14 protein-coding genes and 1 pseudogene are annotated in these 24,227 nt (G+C 59.3%); 9 read left to right on the top strand and 6 right to left on the bottom strand.

Translation table 11 applies throughout. The features are described 5' to 3' along the window. Positions 1-244 precede the first annotated feature (244 nt). A complete protein-coding gene (locus QZ511_RS04530) occupies positions 245-2,014 on the top strand; it encodes a FimV/HubP family polar landmark protein (RefSeq protein WP_295799597.1) in 1,770 nt (589 codons plus the stop codon). Positions 2,015-2,079: 65 nt separating this feature from the next. Here the strand turns inward: QZ511_RS04530 and guaA are convergent, their stop codons facing one another. Together guaA and guaB are read right to left on the bottom strand one after the other, a co-directional pair. Further along, positions 2,080-3,657, bottom strand: coding sequence for a glutamine-hydrolyzing GMP synthase (guaA, locus tag QZ511_RS04535; protein WP_295799601.1), 1,578 nt, complete (start codon positions 3,655-3,657; stop codon positions 2,080-2,082). A gap of 126 nt (positions 3,658-3,783) precedes the next feature. Then, positions 3,784-5,268: an IMP dehydrogenase gene (guaB, locus tag QZ511_RS04540; protein WP_295799603.1), complete on the bottom strand. Its 1,485-nt coding sequence runs from the start codon at positions 5,266-5,268 to the stop codon at positions 3,784-3,786. Between the two features lie 160 nt (positions 5,269-5,428). Here guaB and xseA point away from each other — a divergent pair, with 160 nt between their 5' ends. From xseA to QZ511_RS04555, 3 genes and pseudogenes are all read left to right on the top strand, one after another. Continuing rightward, the gene (xseA, locus tag QZ511_RS04545) at positions 5,429-6,772 is read left to right on the top strand and encodes an exodeoxyribonuclease VII large subunit (RefSeq protein WP_295799607.1); all 1,344 of its coding nucleotides are present in this window, start codon (positions 5,429-5,431) and stop codon (positions 6,770-6,772) included. A gap of 336 nt (positions 6,773-7,108) precedes the next feature. Then, entirely contained in the window at positions 7,109-9,418 is a 2,310-nt protein-coding gene (locus QZ511_RS04550) for a transporter substrate-binding domain-containing protein (RefSeq protein ID WP_295799610.1), read from the top strand. 458 nt (positions 9,419-9,876) lie between these two features. After that, positions 9,877-11,547, top strand: a pseudogene (locus QZ511_RS04555) (transporter substrate-binding domain-containing protein); the annotation flags it as partial. A 235-nt stretch (positions 11,548-11,782) separates the two neighbouring features. Here QZ511_RS04555 and QZ511_RS04560 read toward each other — a convergent pair. The 3 genes from QZ511_RS04560 to pdxH all read right to left on the bottom strand — a co-directional run bounded on the left by QZ511_RS04560 (position 11,783) and on the right by pdxH (position 16,263). Next, entirely contained in the window at positions 11,783-12,760 is a 978-nt protein-coding gene (locus tag QZ511_RS04560) for an NAD(P)H-quinone oxidoreductase (protein ID WP_295799613.1), read from the bottom strand. A 142-nt stretch (positions 12,761-12,902) separates the two neighbouring features. Beyond that, complete coding sequence (locus tag QZ511_RS04565; protein ID WP_295799615.1) at positions 12,903-15,215, bottom strand: TonB-dependent receptor; 2,313 nt, start codon at positions 15,213-15,215, stop codon at positions 12,903-12,905. Positions 15,216-15,624: 409 nt separating this feature from the next. Further along, entirely contained in the window at positions 15,625-16,263 is a 639-nt protein-coding gene (gene pdxH / locus QZ511_RS04570; protein ID WP_295799618.1) for a pyridoxamine 5'-phosphate oxidase, read from the bottom strand. Between the two features lie 235 nt (positions 16,264-16,498). Here pdxH and QZ511_RS04575 point away from each other — a divergent pair, with 235 nt between their 5' ends. The 5 genes from QZ511_RS04575 to tdh all read left to right on the top strand — a co-directional run bounded on the left by QZ511_RS04575 (position 16,499) and on the right by tdh (position 22,609). After that, the gene (locus tag QZ511_RS04575) at positions 16,499-18,118 is read left to right on the top strand and encodes a 5-guanidino-2-oxopentanoate decarboxylase (RefSeq protein WP_295799620.1); all 1,620 of its coding nucleotides are present in this window, start codon (positions 16,499-16,501) and stop codon (positions 18,116-18,118) included. Between the two features lie 46 nt (positions 18,119-18,164). Beyond that, entirely contained in the window at positions 18,165-19,598 is a 1,434-nt protein-coding gene (locus QZ511_RS04580) for an aldehyde dehydrogenase family protein (protein WP_295799622.1), read from the top strand. Between the two features lie 278 nt (positions 19,599-19,876). After that, the gene (locus QZ511_RS04585) at positions 19,877-20,092 is read left to right on the top strand and encodes a hypothetical protein (protein WP_295799624.1); all 216 of its coding nucleotides are present in this window, start codon (positions 19,877-19,879) and stop codon (positions 20,090-20,092) included. A 283-nt stretch (positions 20,093-20,375) separates the two neighbouring features. Then, positions 20,376-21,575: a glycine C-acetyltransferase gene (locus QZ511_RS04590; RefSeq protein WP_295799627.1), complete on the top strand. Its 1,200-nt coding sequence runs from the start codon at positions 20,376-20,378 to the stop codon at positions 21,573-21,575. An 8-nt stretch (positions 21,576-21,583) separates the two neighbouring features. Next, positions 21,584-22,609 carry an L-threonine 3-dehydrogenase gene (gene tdh / locus QZ511_RS04595; RefSeq protein ID WP_295799630.1) on the top strand — a complete coding sequence of 342 codons (1,026 nt, stop codon included), beginning with the start codon at positions 21,584-21,586 and terminating at the stop codon, positions 22,607-22,609. Between the two features lie 59 nt (positions 22,610-22,668). On the opposite strand, the gene QZ511_RS04600 is transcribed toward tdh, so the two are convergent. Continuing rightward, positions 22,669-23,718 carry a phospholipase A gene (locus tag QZ511_RS04600; RefSeq protein WP_295799632.1) on the bottom strand — a complete coding sequence of 350 codons (1,050 nt, stop codon included), beginning with the start codon at positions 23,716-23,718 and terminating at the stop codon, positions 22,669-22,671. Between the last annotated feature and the right edge of the window lie 509 nt (positions 23,719-24,227).

A 24,227-nucleotide genomic window follows, 5' to 3' on the forward strand; every position in this document is an offset into this window, starting at 1 on the left:
CACCGCAAAATGTGTACTTGCGTCTCAAAAACAGGCGCTGCGGACCACGGTGTGCTATAAATTTACGCCAGAAAGGAAAGGAACAGGGAAGTTTCCGACGCGCGCTCGCCGCACGCCTGTCACCTGAAGTTAGCCAAATAACAACGATAGCTGGGCTACAGGAGCATGTGTAATGGATCTACGCCCCCCCCTGCCGAAACCTTCATGTTCGGCCGCACTTCTTGCGCTCATTGTGCAGATTCCCATGATGCTCGCCAGTGCACCGTCCCACGCTCTGGGATTGGGCAATGCCTCGATCAAAACCGCCATCGGCTATCCACTGGTCGTTGAAATCCCGATACTGGACCGCAGTACAACTCTGGATCCCGACCAGGTCAGGGTCCGCCAGGTACTCGGCCGCAATGCGGAACAGATGGGCTTCGACCTGGCCGCCGACTCCCAGCCTTTTCTGATCAGTATGAGCGAGGTGCCCGGCAGCCTGGCGGTGGAAGTAAAATCCTCTACACCGCTCAACGAGCCCTTTGTCAGTTTCGTCCTCGAGCTTAGCTGGCCCGGTGGCACCCTGTACCGCGAATTCTCCCTGCTGGTGGATCTGCCGCCAGTGGTGCCCTCAACTGAGAAAGCGTTCGCAGTCCAGGCACAGGCCGACCCGGTCACACCCGATACGGTGGCCCCGGCGAGCCCCGCCCGTGCTGGCACGACCGCAAACCAGTGGCAGGTGGCGTCCGGCGAAAGCCTCTGGAGCATTGCCCGCAGGGTACAGCCGGCCAACGGTGTCCCGCTGGAGACAGTCATGGCGGCAATACACCGGCGCAACCCTCGGGCTTTCGTCGATGGCGACATCAACCGCCTGCGAGCCGGGGCACAACTGGAGCTGCCCAGCCCAGCGGATTACTCTGCCAGTGCCACCAGCCCCGTAGCGACTGCCGTGCCACACGCGCCCGGGCAGGAACCATCCCCTCGGAAAGCAGAAGCGGGAAATATGCCTCCCCCGGTCGATACAGGGGAAACACCCCAGGCCCGCCTGCGCCTTTCTGGCAGTCCGGCCGAGAGTAGCAGTCGCGCCGTGCGCCTGCGCGAAGAAATCGACGTGGTCAAAGAACAGCTCGACAAGGTCAACCGGGAAAACGCGCAGTTGCGCCAGCAGATCCAGCGCATCGAAACCAGCGACTACCTGGCAGTGATGCAGGAAATGCTGCAACTGCAGGAACAGCGCATCAGGGAACTGGAAGCGCAGATACATGCACGCGCCGACGCCACCGTTGGAACCACTACTGAAACCACCACTGAAACCACGGCTGAAAGCACGGCCGGAAAACTAGCGGTCGCAGAGCCGGTCCCGGTCACCGCCCGCAATACCCACAACGCCAACCGCGACTATCTCACCCTGCTGCTTCTGCTCCTCGCCGGTGTCGCCGCGGGTCTGGTTTTACTGCGCCGTCAGCAACTGCAAGCCTGGTGGCAGCAGCGCCGTGCGGTAACAGAGCCCTTGCCGCAGAACCAGAACAGGAGTTTCGACTCCCTCTCCGCCAACTGGAGTGGCAAGAGCAATCTGCGGGTCAGGCCCTCCCCCGCTCCGTGGATCCCGCAGAGCGGCGACCATCAGGATCCCCTGCCACCGCGCGCTCCGGAACCGGAACTGGTCGCCAAAGCGGAGTCGAAGGTGAAAGCGGAACTGAAGGCGAAAGCGGAACTGAAGGCAACGAAGGTGGAGGAAAGCAAGATTGCGACGGCAGATGCTGGCGAGAAAAGTCAGGAAGCAGAAGGCAACCCAGCAACCACCGACGTGGACAACCTTTTCGCGGAGCTGCAGTTGGATGAGTCATTCGGCCAGGACGCCGCCGAGCTGTGGGCGCAAACCAGCCCGTCCAGCAATGATGATCTGGTGCTGGATTTTGCCAGCTTTGAACAGTTGCTCCCCCTGGAGGAAATTGAACCGGTTGATGCCGGGCTGGCACCCGACACCGCGGAGAGCAGCGATGCCGAGGTAAAAATCGCCATCAGCGAAGCCTGATTTACATGACCTGAGGAATCACCCGGCCAGCAAAGACGCAAGTCGTTTGTGGCCGGGTGAAAAGGTCACTCCCACTCGATAGTAGCGGGCGGCTTGCTGGAGACGTCGTAGGTCACGCGGGAGATATTTTCAATCTCGTTGATGATCCGGTTGGACACCTTCTCGATCAGCTCATACGGCAGGTGCGCCCAGCGTGCGGTCATGAAGTCGACGGTTTCCACCGCGCGCAGCGCCACCACGTATTCGTAGCGACGGCCGTCGCCGACCACGCCCACTGATTTGACCGGCAGGAACACCACAAACGCCTGGCTGGTCTTGTGGTACCAGTCCGCGTTGTGCAGCTCCTCGATAAAAATGGCGTCCGCTTCGCGCAGGATATCCGCGTACTCTTTTTTCACTTCGCCGAGGATGCGCACCCCCAGGCCCGGGCCCGGGAACGGATGGCGGTAGACCATGTCGTAAGGCAGCCCAAGCTCCAGGCCAATCTTGCGCACTTCGTCCTTGAACAGCTCGCGCAGCGGTTCTACCAGCTCGAACGCCATGTCTTCCGGGAGGCCACCGACATTGTGGTGGGACTTGATCACGTGCGCCTTGCCGGTCTTGGCGGCTGCGGACTCGATCACGTCCGGATAGATGGTGCCCTGGGCGAGGAATTTCACATCCTGTAGTTCGGACGCTTCCTTGTCGAAAATCTCGATAAAGGTATTGCCAATGACCTTGCGCTTGGCTTCGGGATCCTCGACCCCGGCAAGGCGCGACAGGAACTCGTCTTCCGCATCGGAGCGAATCACCTTGACGCCCATGTTGTCGGCGAACATCTGCATCACCTGGTCGCCTTCGTTCTTGCGCAACAGGCCGTTATCGACGAATACACAGGTCAGCTGGTCGCCGATCGCCTTGTGCAGCAGTGCCGCCACCACCGAGCTGTCGACGCCGCCTGACAGACCCAACAGCACCTTGGAGTCGCCCACCTGTTCGCGCACCTTGGCGATGGAGTCTTCAATGATATTTTCCGGAGTCCACAGCTTTTCACAGCCGCACAGCTCGATGACGAAGTGCTCATAAATCCGCATGCCCTGCAGGGTATGGGTCACCTCCGGATGGAATTGCACACCGAAGAAATTCTTTTCCGCGTGGTACATACCGGCAATCGGGCACGACGGCGTGGAAGCCATCAGTGCGAAGCCTTTCGGCATTTCCACCACCTTGTCGCCGTGGCTCATCCACACATCCAGCAGCGGGCTGCCGCTTTCGTCCAGGTGGTCCCTGATATCGTGCAGCAGTGCAGACTGCCCTTCCACTTTCACCTGGGCGTAGCCGAACTCGCGCACGTCGCTGCCCTGTACCGCGCCACCCAGCTGGTGTGCCATGGTCTGCATGCCGTAGCAGATACCCAGCACCGGCACCCCCAGATCAAACACCGCCTGGGGTGCGCGGGGAGACCCCGCTTCCGGCACCGACTCCGGGCCACCGGCGAGAATAATGCCCTGCGGGTTGTACTCGCGGATTTCCTCATCGCTCATATCAAATGCGCGGATCTCGGAAAACACACCCAGTTCACGCACACGGCGGGCAATCAGCTGGGTGTATTGGGAACCGAAGTCGAGGATCAGAATTCGGCTGGAATGGATATCTTGGCTCATGCTTTTCTCGGTTACAGTTTTATAAACGGCAAACGGACCCAGAAGGTCCGTTTGCGGTTCACTTAAAGTGCACTTCTCGTTCTCTATTGCACCGGTGCGATTATTCACCGGCGGGCTTTCGGAAAATTAACGGCCGCCTACGGGGTAGTTCGGTGCTTCCTTGGTGATCTGCACATCATGCACGTGGGATTCCCCCATGCCCGCGGCCGTCACCCGTACAAATTGTGGACGGGTGCGCATGGTCTCCATATCGACACAACCGGTATAACCCATGGCAGAGCGCAGGCCACCCATCATCTGGTGCACGATCACCGACAGCGGCCCCTTGTAGGGAACGCGCCCTTCGATACCTTCCGGTACCAGCTTCTCGGCGCCCTTGCTGGCGTCCTGGAAGTAGCGGTCGGAGGAACCCTGGGTACGGGACATGGCCCCCAGAGAGCCCATGCCACGGTAGGACTTGTAAGTCCGCCCCTGGTACAGCTCCACCTCACCCGGCGCCTCCTCGGTGCCGGCAAACATGGAGCCCATCATCAGCGCGTGCGCGCCGGCTACCAGGGCCTTGGCGATGTCACCGGAGAAACGGATGCCGCCATCGGCAATCAGCGGTACCCCGGTACCTTCCAGCGCCTTGGCGACTTCGGCAATGGCGGTGATCTGCGGCACGCCGACACCGGACACGATGCGCGTAGTGCAGATCGAGCCGGGCCCGATACCTACCTTGACCGCATCGGCACCGGCCTCAACCAGGGCCTTGGCCGCTTCACCGGTGGCGATGTTGCCGCCAATGACATCGACCTGCGGGTACATATCCTTGATGCGGCGCACGCGATCGATCACGTTTTTGCTGTGGCCGTGGGCGGTGTCCACCACCAGCACGTCGACGCCCGCCTCGACCAGCGCCGCTACGCGGTCGTCGGTGTCAGGGCTGGTGCCTACGGAAGCGCCCACACGCAGACGGCCATCGCCGTCCTTGCAGGAATTGGGGTACTGCTCGGCCTTGTTAAAATCCTTGACGGTAATCAGGCCGCGCAGCTGGAAGTCATTGTTGACTACAAGCACTTTCTCGATGCGGTGCTTGTGCAGCAGTTCCTGTACCTGTTCCGGGGCCGCACCCTCGGGCGCGGTTACCAGGCGCTCACCGGGCGTCATGATACTGGCAACAGTGGCATCGAGATCGGTCTGGAAACGCACGTCGCGACTGGTGACGATGCCCACCAGGTTGCCTTTCTCCATCACCGGTACACCGGAGATGTTGTGGTGGGTTGTCAGGGCAATCAGTTCGCGCACAGTGGCGTCGGACTCGATGGTGATCGGATCCTTGACCACGCCGGCCTCGAATTTCTTCACCGCGCGCACCGCCAGAGCCTGATCCTCAATGGACATGCTCTTGTGGATGATACCGATACCGCCTTCCTGGGCCAGGGCAATGGCCAGGCGCGACTCGGTCACCGTGTCCATGGCGGCGGACACAATGGGGATATTCAGGGTGATATTGCGAGACAGCTTGGTCTTCAGGGAAACATCCTTGGCTGTAACCTCGGAATAGCCGGGCACAAGGAGGACGTCGTCGAAAGTGAGGGCTTCGCGTGCGATACGCAGAGATTCAGACATGGACACTCAAACCTCAAGAGAGCGGGAATGGGTATCGGCGCGATTATAGCCGCAACCCTCCGGGAAACAAAAGCCCTATTCGGACTTAATGGCAAATCTCTTTACGTTGTGACGGATACTTGCAATATTGGCCGCCCAATTCGAGTAGCGCGAGTCAAAAATGCTAAATACTCCCCCTTCCGGCGCCGATCGCAACCGCAGCGTCCTTTCGGTCAGCGACCTGAACCGCGAGGTCAAGCACCTGCTGGAGAGCAGTGTGCCCCTGCTGTGGGTCGGTGGGGAGATCTCCAATTTTGCCGCGCCCAGCTCCGGCCACTGGTACTTCACCCTGAAGGATGCCCGCGCCCAGGTGCGCTGCGCCATGTTCCGCGGGCGCAACCGCAGCGTGCGCTTCCAGCCCGGCAACGGCCGCGAGGTGATCGCCCGCGCCCGGGTCAGCCTGTACGAGGGCCGCGGCGAGTTCCAGCTCATCATCGAACACCTGGAAGAGGCCGGATTTGGCGCCCTGATGCGGCAGCTGGAAGCGCTCAAGGCCAGACTGCAGGCGGAGGGCATGTTCGAACTGGCGCGCAAAAAGCCCCTGCCCTACCTGCCGGCAACCATTGGCATCATCACCTCTCCCACCGGCGCCGCGGTGCGCGACATGATCCACGTGCTGGGGCGCCGCTATCCGGCGGCACAGATCGAGCTGATCCCGGTGGCGGTGCAGGGCCAGGGCGCAGCACAGCAGATCGCCCGCGCCATCCAGCTTGCGGGCAAGCTGCAGCGACACGACCTGCTGATCGTGGGCCGCGGCGGCGGCTCGCTGGAAGACCTGTGGGCGTTCAACGAGGAAGTGGTTGTCCGCGCCCTCGCCGCCTGCCCCATTCCCACGATTTCCGCGGTGGGACACGAAACCGACACCACCCTTGCGGACCTGGCAGCCGACGTGCGCGCCCCCACCCCCTCGGCCGCGGCGGAAATTGCCAGTGCCAACGCCGCCGAGCTGGCGGAAGAATTTCACACTGCCGACCTGCGCCTGCGGAGAGCTATGCAACTACAACTGCGCCACCTGCAGCAACAGGTCCAGCTGGTGGGCAACCGTATCCGCCACCCGCGGGAACAGTTACAGAACCGCGCCCAGCGCCTGGACCACCTGGAAATCCAATTGCGCTCGGCAATCCAGCGGCAGCTCGCCCATCGCCGCCAGCGTCTTCAACAGAGTGAGCGCGCTTTTTCCCAGGTACACCCCGCCCAGCAACTGGCACAGGGAAGCAAAGCCCTGGCGCAGGCAATAGATCGCCTCAACAGGGGCGTCCACCGGCAACTGCAGCACAAGCGCGAACAGGCGGCGCACAGTGCACAGCTGCTTCACAGCGTCAGCCCCCTGGGAGTACTGGAGCGCGGCTACGCCATCGTACGCGACGAAGAAAAACGCGTGATTCGCCGCGCACAGGACACACACAGCGGCCAGCGGATAAACGCGCGACTGGCCGAGGGCGATATCAGCGCGATCGTGGAGTAGTTACCGGCGAAGGCCCGGCGCAAGGTGGCGCCCGGGCCAGTCTCGGACTAGCCAGTCTCGGACAAGATAGACCAATCACATCCGCATTCCGAACGAGCTTGTCCTTAGCGACAAGCGCGGCTCGACACTACCATGCCTTCCCTATAGCTGGCCCCAAGCTGGGCGCCGAGCCACTCCTGAAGGCCCTGCACCCGGCCGGGACATGAAGCAACGCTCACCGGCACAAGTTTTCCATACTGTGTCCGCATGCGCGCAGGCGTGACGAACAACCGTGCTCCGTATAGCGCGTAAGCGCCAGCACTGCGGGTTCCGTCGCTGGGTAATCGGGAGATCGCCATGGGCATCAGCCGCCGCAAAGATCCACTCTGCCACCTTCCCTGTCTGCTCCGCTGCGTCCTGTCAGTACTGATGCTTGTGTCCGCGGGCTGCGACAGGCAGGAGCACAGGGAGGCTACGGGGAAGCAGAAGGTCGATGGACATCAGGCAACGGAGCAGCGCCAACCGCCCGTCGAAGACGAGACAAGTACAGCCCCCCAGGCGACCAGCAACAAATTCGATAATTACCGGGAAACCGGTGATTTGGCGGATATCAAGAAGCGGGGGGTCATTCGCTTTGTGCATCTGCACGAAGACCCGGAAGCCGGCCTGCCCAGAAGGTCGATCGTCAGCCAGAGCAATATTCAGCTTGCCGAGGAACTGGCCGAAAAGCTGGACCTGACCCCGCATTTTCTGGTCGCAGCAACACCACAGCAAGCCATCGACATGATCGTCAACGGCGAGGCCGACGTGATAGCGGACAATATGGAAGCAAACAAGGAACGCGGGGAAATCCTCGGCCTCACAGAACCGCTGACACAGACACAGCGGGTGCTGGTCACCGGAAAGAAAGGCCCGGATATCAGTAACGCCAAAAAGCTGGAAAACCTCGAGCTCACGGTGCTCGCTGGCAGTTTGCTGGCCGAGGCGGCGCATCGGCTTGCTGAAAAAAATTCCGCGGCCAACATCCGCGTGCGCGAAGTCCCCGCGTCAGAGCTGTTTCGGGATTTTCTCGATTCAATCGACGGAAACGACCCCATCGTCACCGTCATTGCAAAAAACACCGCCGAAAACATGGCCCACTTTCGGGGTGACATGAAAATTGGCGATACGATCGGTGGCAAACTGGCAATCGTGTGGGCGGTGCGCAAGGATGCCAACGTACTGCGGACCCGTATCAACAACTTCCTGACCAAGACCCTGGTGAGGTCTCCGGGTGAACATGACTCCGACTGGAAGTCGATCAGGGAATCGGGAGTGTTACGGTTCGCGACCTACAACGGACCCGGTTACCTGATCTGGAAGGGTATTCTCACCGGCCTCGATTATGATCTCGCCAGAAAATTCGCCGAAAAATACGATCTCGAACTTAAGATCATCGCGGTGCCGGATAACATAGACCTTGTGGAACTGCTGAAGTCCGGAGAGGTCGACATTGCCGGTGCCTCAACCACGATTACAGAAAGCCGCCGCCAGCAGGGCGCAGAGTTCACCACGCCCATCCTCGAGACTAGCCAGACCGTCCTCAGCAACAGGAAGTCACCGCCAATCAAGACCCCGCGTGATCTCAATGGCCGCACCCTGACATTGCGTGCAGGTTCCGCATTTATTGAAACGGCGCAGAGGCTGCGCAACAAAGGCATCGACGTAAAAATCGAAATTGCCCCCGAGGACCTCTCGTATGGCGACATCATATTAGGCGTCGCCAACGGTAATTATGACGCAACTATCGAGGATACCAATCTCACCGGTATCCAGACCGCTCTTTACCCGCAACTGGTAGCCGGCACTGTCGTCAGTGAACCACAACGCCAGGGATGGATGGTTGCACAGGGAAATCACAGCCTGCTGGAGAAAGCCAATCAATTTCTTGAGAAGTTTCTGGCTAACGAAAAAAACCGGGCAATGGTCGACAATTACTTCGAGCCGAGCAAGCAGCTACTCGCGAAGGCCGAGGCCCGGATCAAGCCGGGAGACGACTTGTCGCCCTATGACAAGCTGGCGAAGAAATATGCACTGAAGCACGACTTTGACTGGCGCCTGGTGGTTGCGCAGATGTGGCAGGAAAGTAATTTCAACCCGAAGGCGGAATCTCAGGTGGGCGCCCAGGGATTACTGCAGGTAATGCCGCGGACCGCTCAGGAGATGGGGTTCCACGGCCATATGTTCGATCCCGATGACTCGGTACATGCAGGAACCAAATATCTGAGCTGGGTTAGGGACCGCTTTGAAGACGAACTTCCGGCTGACGAAAGGTTGTGGTTTGCCCTCGCGGCCTACAATGCGGGTATCGGCCACTTGCGTGACGCCAGGGCACTTGCGAAAAAACTGGGCCTGGATCCCAACAAGTGGTTCGGCAATGTTGAAGTCGCGATGCTCAAACTCTCGGAGCCCCGCTATTTCGAGAAAGTCCGCTACGGTTACGCGCGGGGCTCCGAGCCCGTGCAGTATGTGAAGAATATCAGCAATCTCTACCGGGCCTATACCGGTCTCACCAGCGGTGAGGTCGCCGCACACCTACTCGGCCCGCTCAGTCCACTCGGTCCTTTTGTGCAAGCGAGCGATATTACAAACTGCACTGATTACCGGGCACACCCGGCACGACCTTAATATAGAGGTCTCGTAGAAGTTCGGAGATGGCTATGATAAAAGGCATCGCAGCATCTCAAATCGCACTACAGCGCCAAATGATTCTACTTTTGACGCTTTTGCTAGCCCTTTTTATCACGGCATGCGATAGCCGTACGCCCGCCTCGAATGCCCCGGACACTCCTTCCCCGGAGACTCAGGAAAGCGCTGCCTCAGAAGTGCAAAATACCGAGCGACAAATTCCCGAGGAGCAAAAAGGGGGAAAAGGAGATAGCACCGAGGAACCCGGCAGCGCCCGTCAACCTTCGGCTTCAGACCAAGCAGCAGACTCAAGTGACGACACGGAGATTCCGCCCTATATTGAACAGGGCGACCTCCAGGCCATCAAAAAACACGGGGTAATCCGGTTCGTCAGTATGACCGGGGACAATCAGCCGATGCTGCCCCGAGAAATCATTGTCAACCAAACCCATGTACAGATGGCGGAAGCTTTTGCCAAGCGCATAGGACTGTCCGCGCGCTGGTTTATTGCGCAAACTCCGGAAGAAGCGCTGAGAATGGTACGAGACGGTGAAGCAGACATCGTCGCGGAAAATATCAGCATTACCCCGGAACGCCGGGAAACCATCGATTTCAGCATCCCCATCATGCAGACCTCCGACGTGTTGATATCGGGCAAAAATGGCCCGGATATCGATAGCCTCGAAGATCTCCGCGGTACGGAGTTCATTGTCCTGGCTGGCAGCACTTATGCGGAGAGCGCCCATGAAATCGTTGCAGCGCACCCCGACGCCAACCTTTCGGTGCGGGAAGTCTACCTTACCTCTGAGCGAGACACGCTGTTCGATATGGTGTCCAAGGTCGACAACGCGGTTACCATCATGCACCGCAACCTGGCGGAGCAAACGCTGAGTTACCGCGACGATTTAAAGCTGGGCGCGACCGTCGGCAAGCCCGACAATATCGCCTGGGCAATCCGCAAGGATGCGACACGGTTGAAAAACCGGGTTAACACCTTCCTGACCAGCACCCTGGTAACGGCAGAGCCCAAGCGAACCTCCCACTGGTACGCGATCAAAAAATCCGGCATCTTGCGTTTCGCCACCTATAACGGCCCCACCAGTTACTACCTGTGGAAGGGCGTCTTGCGTGGCTTTGATTACGAAATGGCAAAGGCTTTTGCGGACAAACACAAATTACAGCTACAAGTGGTCGTAGTGCCTAACGAAGAAGACCTGGTGGACTGGGTCGTAGACGGTCGCGCGGATATCGCCGGGGCCTCTTCCACCATAACCCAGGAACGCATTGATCACGGAGCGGCATTTAGCCGGCCGTTTATCGAAACTCCAGAAAAGATCATCAGCAATCGTAATCTACCGAAAATCGAATCCCTCGAAGATCTTGACGGCAGAACCATTACCCTGCGTGCCTATTCTTCGTTTATCGAGACCGCTCGCACATTGCGCAGACACGGTATCAACCTCGACATTCAGGTCGCGCCCCCGGAAATGTCCTTTGAAGAGGTATTGAACAAGGTCGCCGAGGGTGAATTCGAGGCGACCATCGAAGATGGCTATATTGCCGATATTCAGGCGGCATTGCGCCCCGAGCTGGTGATTGGTGTCAAAGTCAGCGATGGCCGACCACAGGGATGGATGGTCAAACAGGGCAACAAAGACCTGTTGCGGCAGATTGACCGGTTCCTGAAAAAGTTCAGTGGCAGCAAGGAATTCGACAATTTGCTCAAGGCGTACTTTACGCCGGACAAACACCTGGTGCAAAAAATCAATGCGCGGGTAGTGCGCGGGAAGCCACTGTCCCCCTATGACAAGCTGGTACAGAAATCCGCGCTCAAACACGATTTCGACTGGCGCCTGATCGTGGCCCAGATGTGGCAGGAGAGCAATTTCAACCCCAAAGCGGTATCCCCGGTCGGTGCACAGGGGCTGTTGCAAGTCATGCCGCGTACCGGTGAGGACATGGGCTACCCCCCGCCGCTGTTCGATCCGGAAAAAAACCTCAAGGCAGGGGTTAAGTACCTTGAGTGGGTCCGCAACCGCTTCAAGGATCCGCTCCCTGCCGATGAACAACTTTGGTTCACGCTCGCATCCTATAACGCGGGACTCGGCCACCTGCTGGATGCCCAACGGCTGGCAAAACAGCTGGGGCTGGACCCTAACAGATGGTTCTCCCATGTCGAGGTGGCCATGCTCAAGCTATCCGAGCCGCGCTATTTCCAAAAAGCGCGCTATGGCTACGTTCGAGGTTCAGAACCTGTAGCCTACGTACGCAAGATCAACAATCTGTATCAAGCCTATATCAGCGTCGCTACCGGAGATATCGCCAGGGGCAAAACCCGCAGTATTCCCGGCCAGCTGGCAAATCTCACAACGTCAATACGATTTTGCCAATATGGCTACTCGATTCCATCAAGCGATGCGCGTCCGCCACGTCTTCAAGCACAAATGTCGCTGCAATCACAGGCCGGATTTTGCCCTGATTCAGCAACGGCCAAACCACCTTTGTCAGGTCACTGGCTATGGCAGCCTTTGTTGCCGGCGGCTGGGGCCTCAGGGTGGAGCCCGTCAACACCAGGCGCTTCAGCATTACCGGTAGCATATTGACCTCTACCTGGGCCCCCGCGAGAAATGCGATATTGACGATACGACCGTCGCGGGCGGCGAGCTGGATATTGCGATCGACATAGGCGCCGCCCACCATATCCAGAACGACGTCGGCGCCGTGGCCATCGGTGGCCTCGTTTACCACCGCCACAAAATCCTCGCTGCGGTAATTGATCGCGCGCTCTGCACCCAGCTGCTCGCAGGCCCGGCACTTATCCTCCGAACCCGCGGTGACAAATACCCTTGCGCCGAGCGCGCGGCCAATCTGGATTGCCGCGGTGCCGATGCCCGACGAACCACCGTGTACCAACAGTACCTCGCCCGCATTTAAATGCGCACGGTGGACCAGGTTGCTCCATACGGTAAAGAAAGTTTCCGGCAGTGCTGCCGCTTCCACCGCTGTCAGCCCCTCGGGGATCGGCAGACACTGCTCCGCCGGCGCCACCGCGTATTCCGCGTAGCCGCCGCCATTGGTCAGTGCGCACACCCGGTCGCCCACCTTCCAGCGGGTGACATCCGCGCCCACGGCACTGACCTCACCCGCCACTTCCAGGCCGAGAACCGGTGACGCCCCCGGAGGCGGCGGATAGAAACCCTGCCGCTGTATCACATCTGGGCGGTTGACCCCCGCCGCCTGCACCCGGATCAACACTTCACCTGCAGCCGGCTCGGGTTTCTCACCTTGCGCAACCTGCATCACTTCAGGGCCACCGTGCTCCGGCAGATCGATAAATCGCATACTTCCCTCTTCCAGATATCCTTAGAAATTGCGCAACATCCTAGAACCTGTATTGCGAAAATGCGACTACCTGCGGCGATTAGTTGGCACGCACAAAAAAGCCCGGCAGTGCCGGGCCAGGGGCGGAATGAAGATACGCCGATCAGATGTCGTAATTAAACTCCAGTCCGACAATGCGACCGCGGTTGAGAGGGGTAAAGGTCGAATTGGGCCCCAGGGTAAATGCGCCACCCAAGGACTCAGGTAGCTGGGTATCGTTGCCCTCGCTGACTTCGTCCAGCATGTTCTTGCCGAACAGCGCCAGGCGGTAACTGCCTTCCAGCGGCTCGTAGCCGATGCTGAAATCCACCATTTCCACTTCGCTCAGCATGCCCCGGTTGTTGTCGGTGTAGGCGGATGCGTCGCGGTGGTTGTAGTTGATGCGGGAAGACAGGGTGCCGAAGTTGCCAAGATCCAGGTCGTGCACCAGCCCAACACCGTAGGTCCAGGGCGCCAGACGCGGAATATCCAGCGCGTAATCGGCACCGTCCACGACTTCATCACCGCTGATATCGAGCCAGATATCGTCGTACTGGCCATCCACATAACCCAGGCTCATGGTCATCAGCAGGCTGTCGCTGAGACCCGCCATCATTTCAAATTCGGCGCCCTGAATGGTGGCATTGGCGGTATTGCGGATCAGCTGCGCCACACCGGCAGATTCGCTGGGCAGGTTCACTTCCCGCTGCATATCGTCAATGGTGTTGTGGAACAGCGCCATGTTAGTGCGCACGCGGCCACCCAGCCACTGGGCCTTGGCGCCGATCTCGAAGCTGTTCTGCTCTTCCTGGTCCGTCGGCCCCGGCGACTCGCCCGGTACGGTGTTACGCATGTTGTAGCCACCGCTGCGGAAACCCTTGGTCCACACCGCATAGGTCTGGGCGTTATCGCTCAGGTTCCACTGCAGGCCAACTTTCGGAGTAAAGGCGCTCCAGCTCTCGCTGTCGCTGAAGTCATAGGCATCACAGCCTTCCAGGGTGCAACCGTTGCCCACAACAATGGACGCGATATCGGCGTCTTTATCCTCTTTGGAATAGCGCCCCCCCAGGGTCAGCACCCAGGATTCATTCAGGTCGATATCCGCCTGGGTGAATACGCCCAGTGCCTGGTGCTCCTGGAAGCCACCGCCGGATTGAATCATCGGGAACAGCTGATCGTATGGCGCACCGAGTGCTGCGAGCACCCCGAGGATCTTGCGCTGCTCCAGGTATTCGAGATCCTGACTGAACCAGTAAACCCCGGAAGTGATCGAGGTATTGCCGAAGCGGCCGGCGTAGCGCAACTCGTTGGACACCTGGCTCTGGTCGATGGCACTGCCGGAGTGGAACAGCGGCAGTGGCAGGGAATCGATATCTGACTCGCCGATCATCTCGTATTCGCGCCAGGCCAGGATATTGGTGATGGTACCGTTACCGAAGGCAACATCCTGATTGTATTCGGCGATGACCTGGTTCCATTCGGTCTCGGCCCAGCCCTCCTCGTCGATGGCAATTTCAAACGAGTCTTCGCTGTTGTCCCAGTCGGTGACGCCAACAGAGGCGGCAATGGCTTGGGAGTAATCGCCGCGGTTCTGGCCGGGCACACCGTCACTGTCCACGCGGCCGGATTCCATGCGCACCAGCAGCTCGGCGCTGTCGCTCAGTTCAACACTGAAACTGGGGCGCACAAACCAGGTAGTGGAGGCACCGAACTGATCGTTGCCGGTGTACTTGTTTTCAAACCAGCCCTGATCGTCGTTGTAATAGGCGGTCAGGCGGCCGTTGATATTTTCTGTCAGCTGTCCGGATACCACCCCGGCCACCTTGGTTTCCTGGCTGTCCGTGGTTGAGATCTGGAACTTGCTGGTGAACTCCTCGGTGGGGCGCGCGGTGCGCACCTGTACGGCACCACCGGTTACATTGCGCCCGAACAGCAGACCCTGGGGACCTCGCAGAACCTCGATACCCTCCAGGTCAAACAGATCCAGGATTACACCGGCGTTGATGCCGAGGTACATGCCGTCGACAAACACCCCTACCGTCGGATCGATGGAGGGGATGGAACTGTTGACACCGAGGCCGCGCACGGTGAAGTTGGCGGTAGACTTGATGGTGCCCACATCGTCCATTTGCACGTTGGGCATCTTGAATGCGAGGCTTTCCAGGTCCCGGGTCTGCAGCGCTTCGAGCTGGTCACCGGAGTAGGCAGTCGCCGCTACCGGCACATCTTGCAGGCGCTCGGCTTCGGCACGCTTGCGCGCAGTGACCTCAACCTCTTCAAGAATGGTTTTAACCGACCCTTCTGCAGCAGCGGCTGCGTGCACAGTACCCACACCGCAGGCGAGCGAAAGCGCCGCCAGCGAACAGGCGGAAGTCAGCAGGGTTTTACTGTGAATGATGGTACCGGACAGAGTGCGGCTATTCGATGGACGTCCCATGTTTTCTCTCCATTGCACTTGGTTATTGTTATTGGATCTTTTTCAGCAACAGACTCACTGCGATCGGTACTGCATGCCCACAGGTAGTAATCGGGCACCGAACTGTCGCTGTGTTTATAATTTCCGACCGTCATCGCCAGCGGTCGGTTGTTTGAAGATACCTCAGCTTTTTCCGTCGCCAAAGTAAAATATTTTTATCTTTTGCGCCCACCCACGGGCGTTGTTAGCGGCCCCTCAATCAGCATCTGAATCTGGATGCGCGACTGATTCACCAAATGAATTTTGGGCCCGCTAACGGCCGATATTTCGGCACAGGGGAATCATTCCCCAGTATTCCGCTTCAGGCCATAACCTCTCCGGTAAAGTTTTGCTCCTTCCGCGCATGTTTTATCGGTAACAAAGCAGTCGTTCAGGGCGACAGCCGCTCTATCTGCCACCTGCCTTCATCCATGGCGCGGTACACGAAACGGTCGTGCAACCGCGACGCCCGCCCCTGCCAGAACTCGACCACCCGCGGCACCACCCGATAGCCGCCCCAGAACTCCGGACGCGGCACATCCTGGCCGTCAAAACGCTGTTTGTATTTGTCAAAAGCCTCCTCCAGGTGCGCGCGATCCAGGATGGCATCGCTCTGGTGGGAGGCCCAGGCCGCGATCTGGCTGTCGCGAGGGCGCGAACTGAAGTACTTGTCCGCCTCCTCTTCGGAGACCTCCTCAACCGCGCCTCTTACACTGACCTGTCGCTCGAGCCGGTGCCAGGGAAACAGCATGGAAGCCTTCGGATTGGCGGCAATATCCCACGCCTTGTGACTCTTCAGGTTGGTGTAAAACACAAAGCCCCGCTCATCCAGCCCCTTCAATAGCACGATGCGCTGGGCCGGCTGCCCGCTGGCATCCGCGGTGCCCAGCACAAACGCACTGGGATCGGTGATGTCGCCCTTCACCGCCTCATCCAGCCAGTGTCTGAACTGGGTTACCGGATCCGCCGCCAGGTCGCTGCGCTGCAGGCCACCCTGCAGGTATTCACGGCGCCACTGATCAATTTCCATCGCTGTCACTTCCTTTACTGCTGACTTTCAAAAAGATACAAGCACTGCGCACAAGTTTACGCAGTTGTATGCCAATTCCCAATTCACGCAATTTTCCGCATTTCCGGGCCGGACTACACTCAATTTTCCAGTGTATTTCACCGTCAGGACGCAGACTCTGCGGACGCTTGCGCAGTAATCTTGCGCCGGCTAGGCTCCAGCGCCAATGCAATAATGAAATCCGGGTATTTGACTCATGCACCCACAACCGCTGCCTCACAGCCCCAGTTGCGCGCAGGTGCTGATGCACCTGCTGCAACAGTACGGCGTGGATACCGTGTTCGGCATTCCCGGCGTCCATACCATCGAACTCTATCGCGGCCTGCCGGGCAGCGGCTTGACCCATATCACGCCGCGTCACGAACAGGGCGCCGGGTTTATGGCCGATGGCTATGCCCGTGCCAGTGGCAAACCCGGGGTCTGCTTCCTGATTACCGGGCCCGGTGTCACCAACGCCGCCACCGCAATGGCCCAGGCCTATTCGGATTCCGTTCCCATGCTGGTGATCAGTGCGGTCAATCGCCGCGAAGATCTCGGCCTCGGTAGCGGCCGCCTGCACGAACTGCCGCGACAGCAGGACGTGAGCCGCGGCTTCTGTATCTGGCAGCATGCACTGACCAGCGCCGGCCAGCTGCCAGACGTACTCGCCCGTGCCTTCCAGCTGATGCAGTCAAGCCGTCCCGGCCCCGTGCATATCGAGATTCCCATCGACCTGTTTCCCGCGCCCATGCCCGGCGCACTGGATGATTACCGCGCAGCGCCCGCCCCCGCCCTGCCCGCAGCGAACGGCAGCGCTATTGCCACCGCCGCAGAATGGCTGCGGCATGCCAAAAATCCGGTAATTCTACTGGGCGGCGGCGCCCAGTCTGCGGGACAGGCCGCTACCGAGCTGGCGGAAAAACTGGCGGCACCGGTATTCCTGTCCCTCGCCGCCAAAGGAGTGGTCGACGAGCGCCACCCCCTCTGCGGCGGCGCCAACCTGAGTTTTGCCGCCGTGCGCGAGCGCGTGGAAAATGCAGACGTGGTACTGGCGGTAGCCAGCGAACTGGCGGAAACCGATCGCAACCTGGTACGGGATGATTACCACTTCCGCGGCAAGCTGATTCGCGTGGATATCGACCCGGCGCAACTGGTGTGTAATGCAACGCCGGATCTCGCCATCTGTGCCGACGCCAGCGCCAGCCTGGCGCAACTGGCGGCCGCACTACCCGCGGGCGAGGCACAGCGGCAGCAGGCGGTAGCGATGGAAATTTCCGCACTGATCAGCAGCTGTCGTCGCGAGTGGTGGCCCGGCTCGGAAGGCCGTTTTCCCTGGGTTGAGGCACTGCGTGCAGCGCTGCCGGAAAACGGGGTACTGGTGACCGACTCCACCCAGCTGGCCTACAACACCAACCACGCGCTGCCGCTGTATCAGGCCCGCAGCCATCTTACCTGCACCACCGGTTACGGCACCCTCGGCTTTGCCCTGCCCGCAGCCATTGGTGCCGCACTGTCCGGCTCGCGCCCGGTGATTGCCCTGATCGGCGATGGCGGCATCATGTTCACTCTCGGTGAACTGGCGGCAGCTGTGGAGCAGCAACTGTCGCTGCCCGTCCTGGTGTGGAACAACAGCGGCTACGGCGAGATTCGCGATTTTATGGACGAGGCCGAAGTACCCCAGGAGGGGGTCAACCTCACCACCCCGGACTTCGTTGCGCTGGCAAAGTCTTTCGGAGCCGCGGGCTGCCGTATTGACCTGCCGCAACAATTGGCACCCGCAGTGGCGGAAGCCTTCGCCCGCAAGGGCCCGACCCTGATTGAAATTACCGCGCCCTGAGCGCAATTAATGCGCCCTGTACAGTGAATTTTATTGGAGCTAGACAATGACGGACCTGAAAAAACTGCCGACCGACAAACTGTATATCGACGGCAACTGGGTGAACTCCGCGGCCGGTGAATTGCACGCGGTGATCAACCCCGCCAGCGAAGAAAAAATTTGCGACGTGATTCAGGGCACCGCGGAAGACGTGGACCTTGCGGTGGCCGCTGCCCGCCGCGCCTTCAAGGACTGGCGACACAGCCGCGCGGCCAAACGCCAGGCACTGATGCACGCCATCGCCGACGGCATGGAAGCGCGCAAGCAAGACCTGATTGCCGCCATCTCCGCAGCCCTCGGTTGCCCCGCACACATAACCGAATGGCTGCACGTGGACGGCCCGATTTACGCCATGCGCTACTACGCCGACCGCGCCGCGGAAATGGAAAAAACCGAAAAAGCCGGCCACTCCGTGGTGCTCCGTGAACCTGTCGGCGTGTGCGGGTTTATCACCCCCTGGAACTACCCCCTGCACCAGTTTGTGGGCAAGGTGGCACCGGCACTGGCCGCCGGTTGCACCATGATCCAGAAGCCCTCGGAAATCACCCCACTGCAGGACTACGTGATGGCCGATATCATCGACGCCGCCGGCCTGCCCGCCGGGGTATTCAACCTGGTGCCCGGCCCCGGTCCGGTGGTCGGTGCCGCCCTCTCCGCCCACGAAGACATCGATATGGTCTCCTTCACCGGCTCCACCCGCGCCGGTATCGAGGTCGCCAAAGCCGCCGCGCCCACGGTCAAGCGCGTCACCCAGGAACTGGGCGGCAAGTCCCCGCTGATCATCACCCCCGACGCCAACCTGGAAGAGGCGGTGCGCTGGGGCTGTGAAGATGTATTCATCAACAGCGGCCAGACCTGCACCGCACTCACTCGCATGCTGGTGCCTGCAGAGCGCTACGACGAAGCCGTCGCCATCGCCAAGCAGGTAGCGGAAGATGTCGCCATGGGCACCGACAAAGAGGCCTTTATGGGCCCGCTGTCCTCCGCCCGCCAGCGCGACATCGTGCGCGGCTACATCGACAAGGGCGTCGCCGAAGGCGCCCGCCTGGTCACCGGCGGCAGCGACGCCCCCGCGGACTTCCCCAAGGGCTTCTACGTCAAACCCACAGTATTTGCCGACGTCAGCAACAACATGACCATCGCCCGGGAAGAGATCTTCGGCCCCGTCACCTGCCTGATCCCCTACCGCAACATGGACGAAGCCATCGCCATCGCCAACGACACCGAATACGGCCTGTCCAGCGGCGTCTGGGCCAGGGACGCCGAGTCCGCCATGCCCGTCGTGCGGCGCATTGAAGCCGGACTGTGCTTCGTTAACGGCGGTGAGTTCAACTACGACGCCCCCTTCGGCGGCTACAAGCGCTCCGGCAACGGCCGCGAATTTGGCGAGGCCGGACTGGACGAGTTTATTGAACTGAAATCCGTACAGCTTCCCGCATAAAATCCTGCAGCGTCGCCCCACGCGGCGGCGCTGTTGACTGCCCATTCCCTCCCCGCTATCTTTGCTCCCGACATCAAGAGAGTGGCTGACGCCAACGCCAACCTGCCTAACCGGGGCAAGGTGGTTTCTCATCACAGACTGGTCCTGTACCACCTGTGTTGAGGATGGGGCTCTCGCTGGACCACATTGGTTACAGCGTTGCAATCCTACCGGGACGCGATTTTTAACTGACGAATCGCTTCTTCCGCCGTCAGCCCTCCAGAATTTTTGGAGGGAACATGTCCGACTTTCAGCTATCCAGCACCGACGTTATCGAAATCCAGATTGCTCCTCAACGCAGTCGCACGGCCGTGAGAGCAGTCAAACGCTGTGATCGCCAACTGCTGTGGCAGTTGCTGTTCGACTCGACGGAAGATGCGCTGGCCTTCGCTACCCATTGCCGCGCCAGCGACGTACCAGTCACGGCCCACAAGGCCTGTGAACTGGCCGGATAAACAGGTTTGACCGAATAAAATGGGCGGATCGTTATACAACACGGTCTACCCTAAACTAACCGCTGGTTTAGCATCGCAAGGCCCAATATTGCAGGGCTTTCCGCGCAGGTGCCGATAGCGGGTGCAGCCTTGTGAGACCTTCACCGCCATGGATGGCGGTGTAGAGCCCCCATGGATGGGTTTACGGCGTGTCTCACAAGGCTGCACCCGGTAGCGACACCGCCACCAGTGGTCAGGAAAATCGCCCTACGCCAAAAGCACTACAGGAGCCAATAACAAAACCATGTCCAAGCCCGAGCAATTTTTCCAGCACCTGCGCGACGAACTGAAACAGATCGAGGCCGACGGTCTCTACAAGCGCGAGCGCATCATCACCTCGCAACAGAGCGCAGAGATCCAGGTCAACAACGACACCCAGGTGCTCAACTTCTGCGCCAACAACTACCTCGGGCTGGCCAACCACCCCGACCTGATCCAGGCCGCCAAAGAAGGGCTCGATCAATACGGCTTCGGCATGGCCTCCGTGCGCTTTATCTGCGGCACCCAGGACATCCACAAGGCACTGGAATTCCAACTGTCGGAATTCCTGCGGACCGAAGACACCATCCTTTACACCTCCTGTTTCGACGCCAACGGCGGCCTGTTCGAAACCCTGCTGGGCCCGGACGATGCCATCATCTCCGACGCCCTCAACCACGCCTCCATCATCGACGGCGTGCGCCTGTGTAAAGCCAAACGCTTCCGCTACGCCAACAACGACCTGGCCGACCTGGAACAACAACTGAAAGCCGCCGACGCCGCCGGCGCCAAAACCAAACTCATCGCCACCGACGGCGTCTTCTCCATGGACGGCGTCATCGCCAACCTGAAAGGCATCTGCGACCTGGCGGACAAATACAACGCACTGGTCATGGTGGACGACTCCCACGCCGTCGGCTTCCTCGGTGAGCACGGCCGCGGCACCCACGAGTACTGCGACGTCATCGATCGCGTCGACATCATTACCGGCACCCTGGGCAAGGCCCTCGGCGGTGCCTCCGGCGGCTTCACCTCCGGCCGCAGGGAAATCATCGACCTGCTGCGCCAGCGCTCGCGCCCCTACCTGTTCTCCAACTCCGTGGCCCCGGCCATCGTCACCGCCTCCCTGAAAGTACTCGACATGCTGGTGGAAGGCGGCGAGCTGCGCGAACAGCTGCAGGAAAACTCCCAGTACTTCCGCAAGCGCATGGGCGACGCCGGCTTCACCCTCGCCGGCGCCGACCACGCGATTATCCCGGTAATGATCGGCGATGCCGCACTGGCCCAGAAAATGGCGGACAAGATGCTGGAAAAAGGTATTTACGTGGTCGGCTTCTTCTACCCGGTAGTGCCCAAGGGCCAGGCCCGCATCCGCACACAGATGTCTGCCGCACACACCCGCGAACAGCTCGACCGCTGCATCGACGCGTTTATTGAAGTCGGCAAAGAACTCGAGATTATTTAAGAAGTTTTATGAAAGCATTATCTAAACTCAAATCCGAACCCGGCATCTGGATGACCGATGTCGAGGTGCCGGAACCGGGTCACAACGATCTGCTGATCAAGATCCGCAAGACCGCCATCTGCGGCACCGACATGCACATCTATAACTGGGATGAGTGGTCCCAGAAAACCATCCCGGTACCCATGGTGGTCGGCCACGAATACGTGGGCGAAGTGGTCGGCATGGGCCAGGAAGTGGCCGGCTTCAAGGTGGGCGACCGCGTCTCCGGCGAAGGCCACATCACCTGCGGCCACTGCCGCAACTGCCGCGCCGGTCGTCGCCACCTGTGCCGCAACACCTACGGTGTCGGCGTGGACCGCCAGGGCGCATTTGCCGAGTACCTGGTTATTCCTGCACTCAATGCGTTCAAGATTCCGGACAACATTTCCGACGAGCTGGCATCAATCTTTGACCCGTTTGGCAACGCCGTGCACACGGCACTGTCATTTGACCTGGTGGGCGAAGATGTATTGATTACCGGCGCCGGTCCCATCGGCATTATGGCCGCCGCGGTAGCCCGCCACGTCGGTGCCCGCCATGTGGTGATCACCGACATCAACGAATACCGCCTTGAACTGGCGAAAAAGATGGGGGCAACGCGCACCGTCAATGTCGCGAAAGAGAAACTCTCTGACGTGATGAAAGATATCGGTATGACCGAAGGCTTCGACGTAGGGCTGGAAATGTCCGGTGTTGCGGTCGCCTTCCGGGATATGTTGTCTGCCATGAACCACGGTGGCAAGATCGCCATGCTCGGCATTCCCCCCGGCGAGATGGCCATCGACTGGAGTCAGGTCATTTTCAAGGGCCTGATTCTGAAGGGCATTTACGGGCGGGAAATGTTCGAAACCTGGTACAAGATGGCGAGCCTGATCCAGTCCGGACTGGATCTATCTCCGATCATCACCCATCAGTTTTCCATTGACGACTTCCAGACCGGCTTTGACACCATGGGCTCCGGTGAGTCCGGCAAGGTCATTCTGAACTGGCAGTAATCTGCGAATACCGGGCGGCGCGTCATGCGCTCCCGGTAGCTTCACGGCCCGTTTATCCGTTAGAAAATTCCCGGCGCCAGCTCAAACCCCACCCCGAACGTACGCACACGTACCGAATAGTCGATCAGACTTTCGCCATAGCCATCAAAATATTTTACGAACCCTCGCACACGCGTGGTGATAGGGAATTTCCAGCTCAACTCCACCGCGCCAAGGTTCTCGGAACTCAGGTTGTTGCGCAGCTTGAAGGATGACGTGTACCTGCCGGAGCGATAGCCTCCGCTCAACTCAAAGTTACCAAAGTGCGTATCGAGGTCCGGTCCCCTGCCGGCACTGGAGTCAGTGGACAGGCGATACCAGGGCTTCAGCCCGATAAAATAGCCTCCCCGCTCCAGGGTGAAATCGACAAAGACTCGATTCCAGCCCCTGGAATAGGGCGCGCCGCGACCATTCGACTGATGGCTGACACCGGCCTGTGAAACGACATTCTGAAAACCAAATATTTGCCAGTCACTCGCCCAGGTCGCCAGTAACTCCACTTCGTGATTGGTTTCCCGGAATGGTCCAGATTCGGCATAGGCCTGCCAGAAACTACGGTTGGTATAGGCGAAACTGAGAAACGAATCCTCACCCAAAATACCGCTCCAGATCGGCACCTGCAGCGACAACTGAAACTGTATTTCGGCGGGCTCAACCTCTTCCATCCCATACCGCTCTTCTGTCACCAGACTTTCTTCGCTCAAATTTCGAAAAGCTACCGGTAACAGATAGTTTTCCCGGTGTGAAGCCAGGGAGAAAGGGTTGTCGACGGCGTCGCGGACGGCCTGGATGCGATCACTGACGAAAGGCTTTGCAGAAGAATTCCATTCTGCTTTGCTGTTTTTCTTTCCAATAGAAACCTGCACGATCTGCTGCGCGTCATCCGGTTTCCCACTGGCAAATGGAGGCGACATCTGCGATAAAGCACCGGATTCCGCACTACCGGCGTCAAATCCTTCGCCCACATTTCCAGCCACCACTGACTGCGACACTACCTCTTCTCCCAGGGCAGTGGCCGAAAAAATCTGCAGTAAAACTGCTGCTGCAAATTTTCGCCAACCAAAGGTCATATCCTTCACTCCATGACAAAATTCGCAGAATCAGCTTAGTCTGGAGAGGGCATGCCTGCCCGCGCTTTGATCATTGAGGCGAAACGAAATTTATTTGGTGGAATAAATCCTGCGTACAAATCCTCTGCCTTTATTTTTTTAGAACACGACCCGCCACTCACTCACAAGATTCATCTGTTTGCACTTCATTTTTGGATCGGTTACTTTCCAAACAGCAGGGACATATACGCCAAGCACCCGTCAAGCAGGCTCCTGGAATTCAGCCTTCGTACCGCGGCGCACGATCTCTGCACGTCAACGGAACTGACAACTGCATATAAGGAAATAAGTGCATGCGCTTTCTTGTATCCGTGCCCCGGCACGTGTGGATATTATTGTTTCTCATCTCTCCCCCAATCTGCGCTGATACCATCAACTGGCCAGACGCCAAAAAATCACTGATTGACGCGAAGTATGAAATTGCCGCTACAACAGGCGGTATTACCTACCTGGGTCTCAAGGAATGGAAC

Origin of the sequence: uncultured Microbulbifer sp. (genome assembly GCF_913055755.1) — a bacterium.
Taxonomy (GTDB): Bacteria; Pseudomonadota; Gammaproteobacteria; order Pseudomonadales; family Cellvibrionaceae; genus Microbulbifer.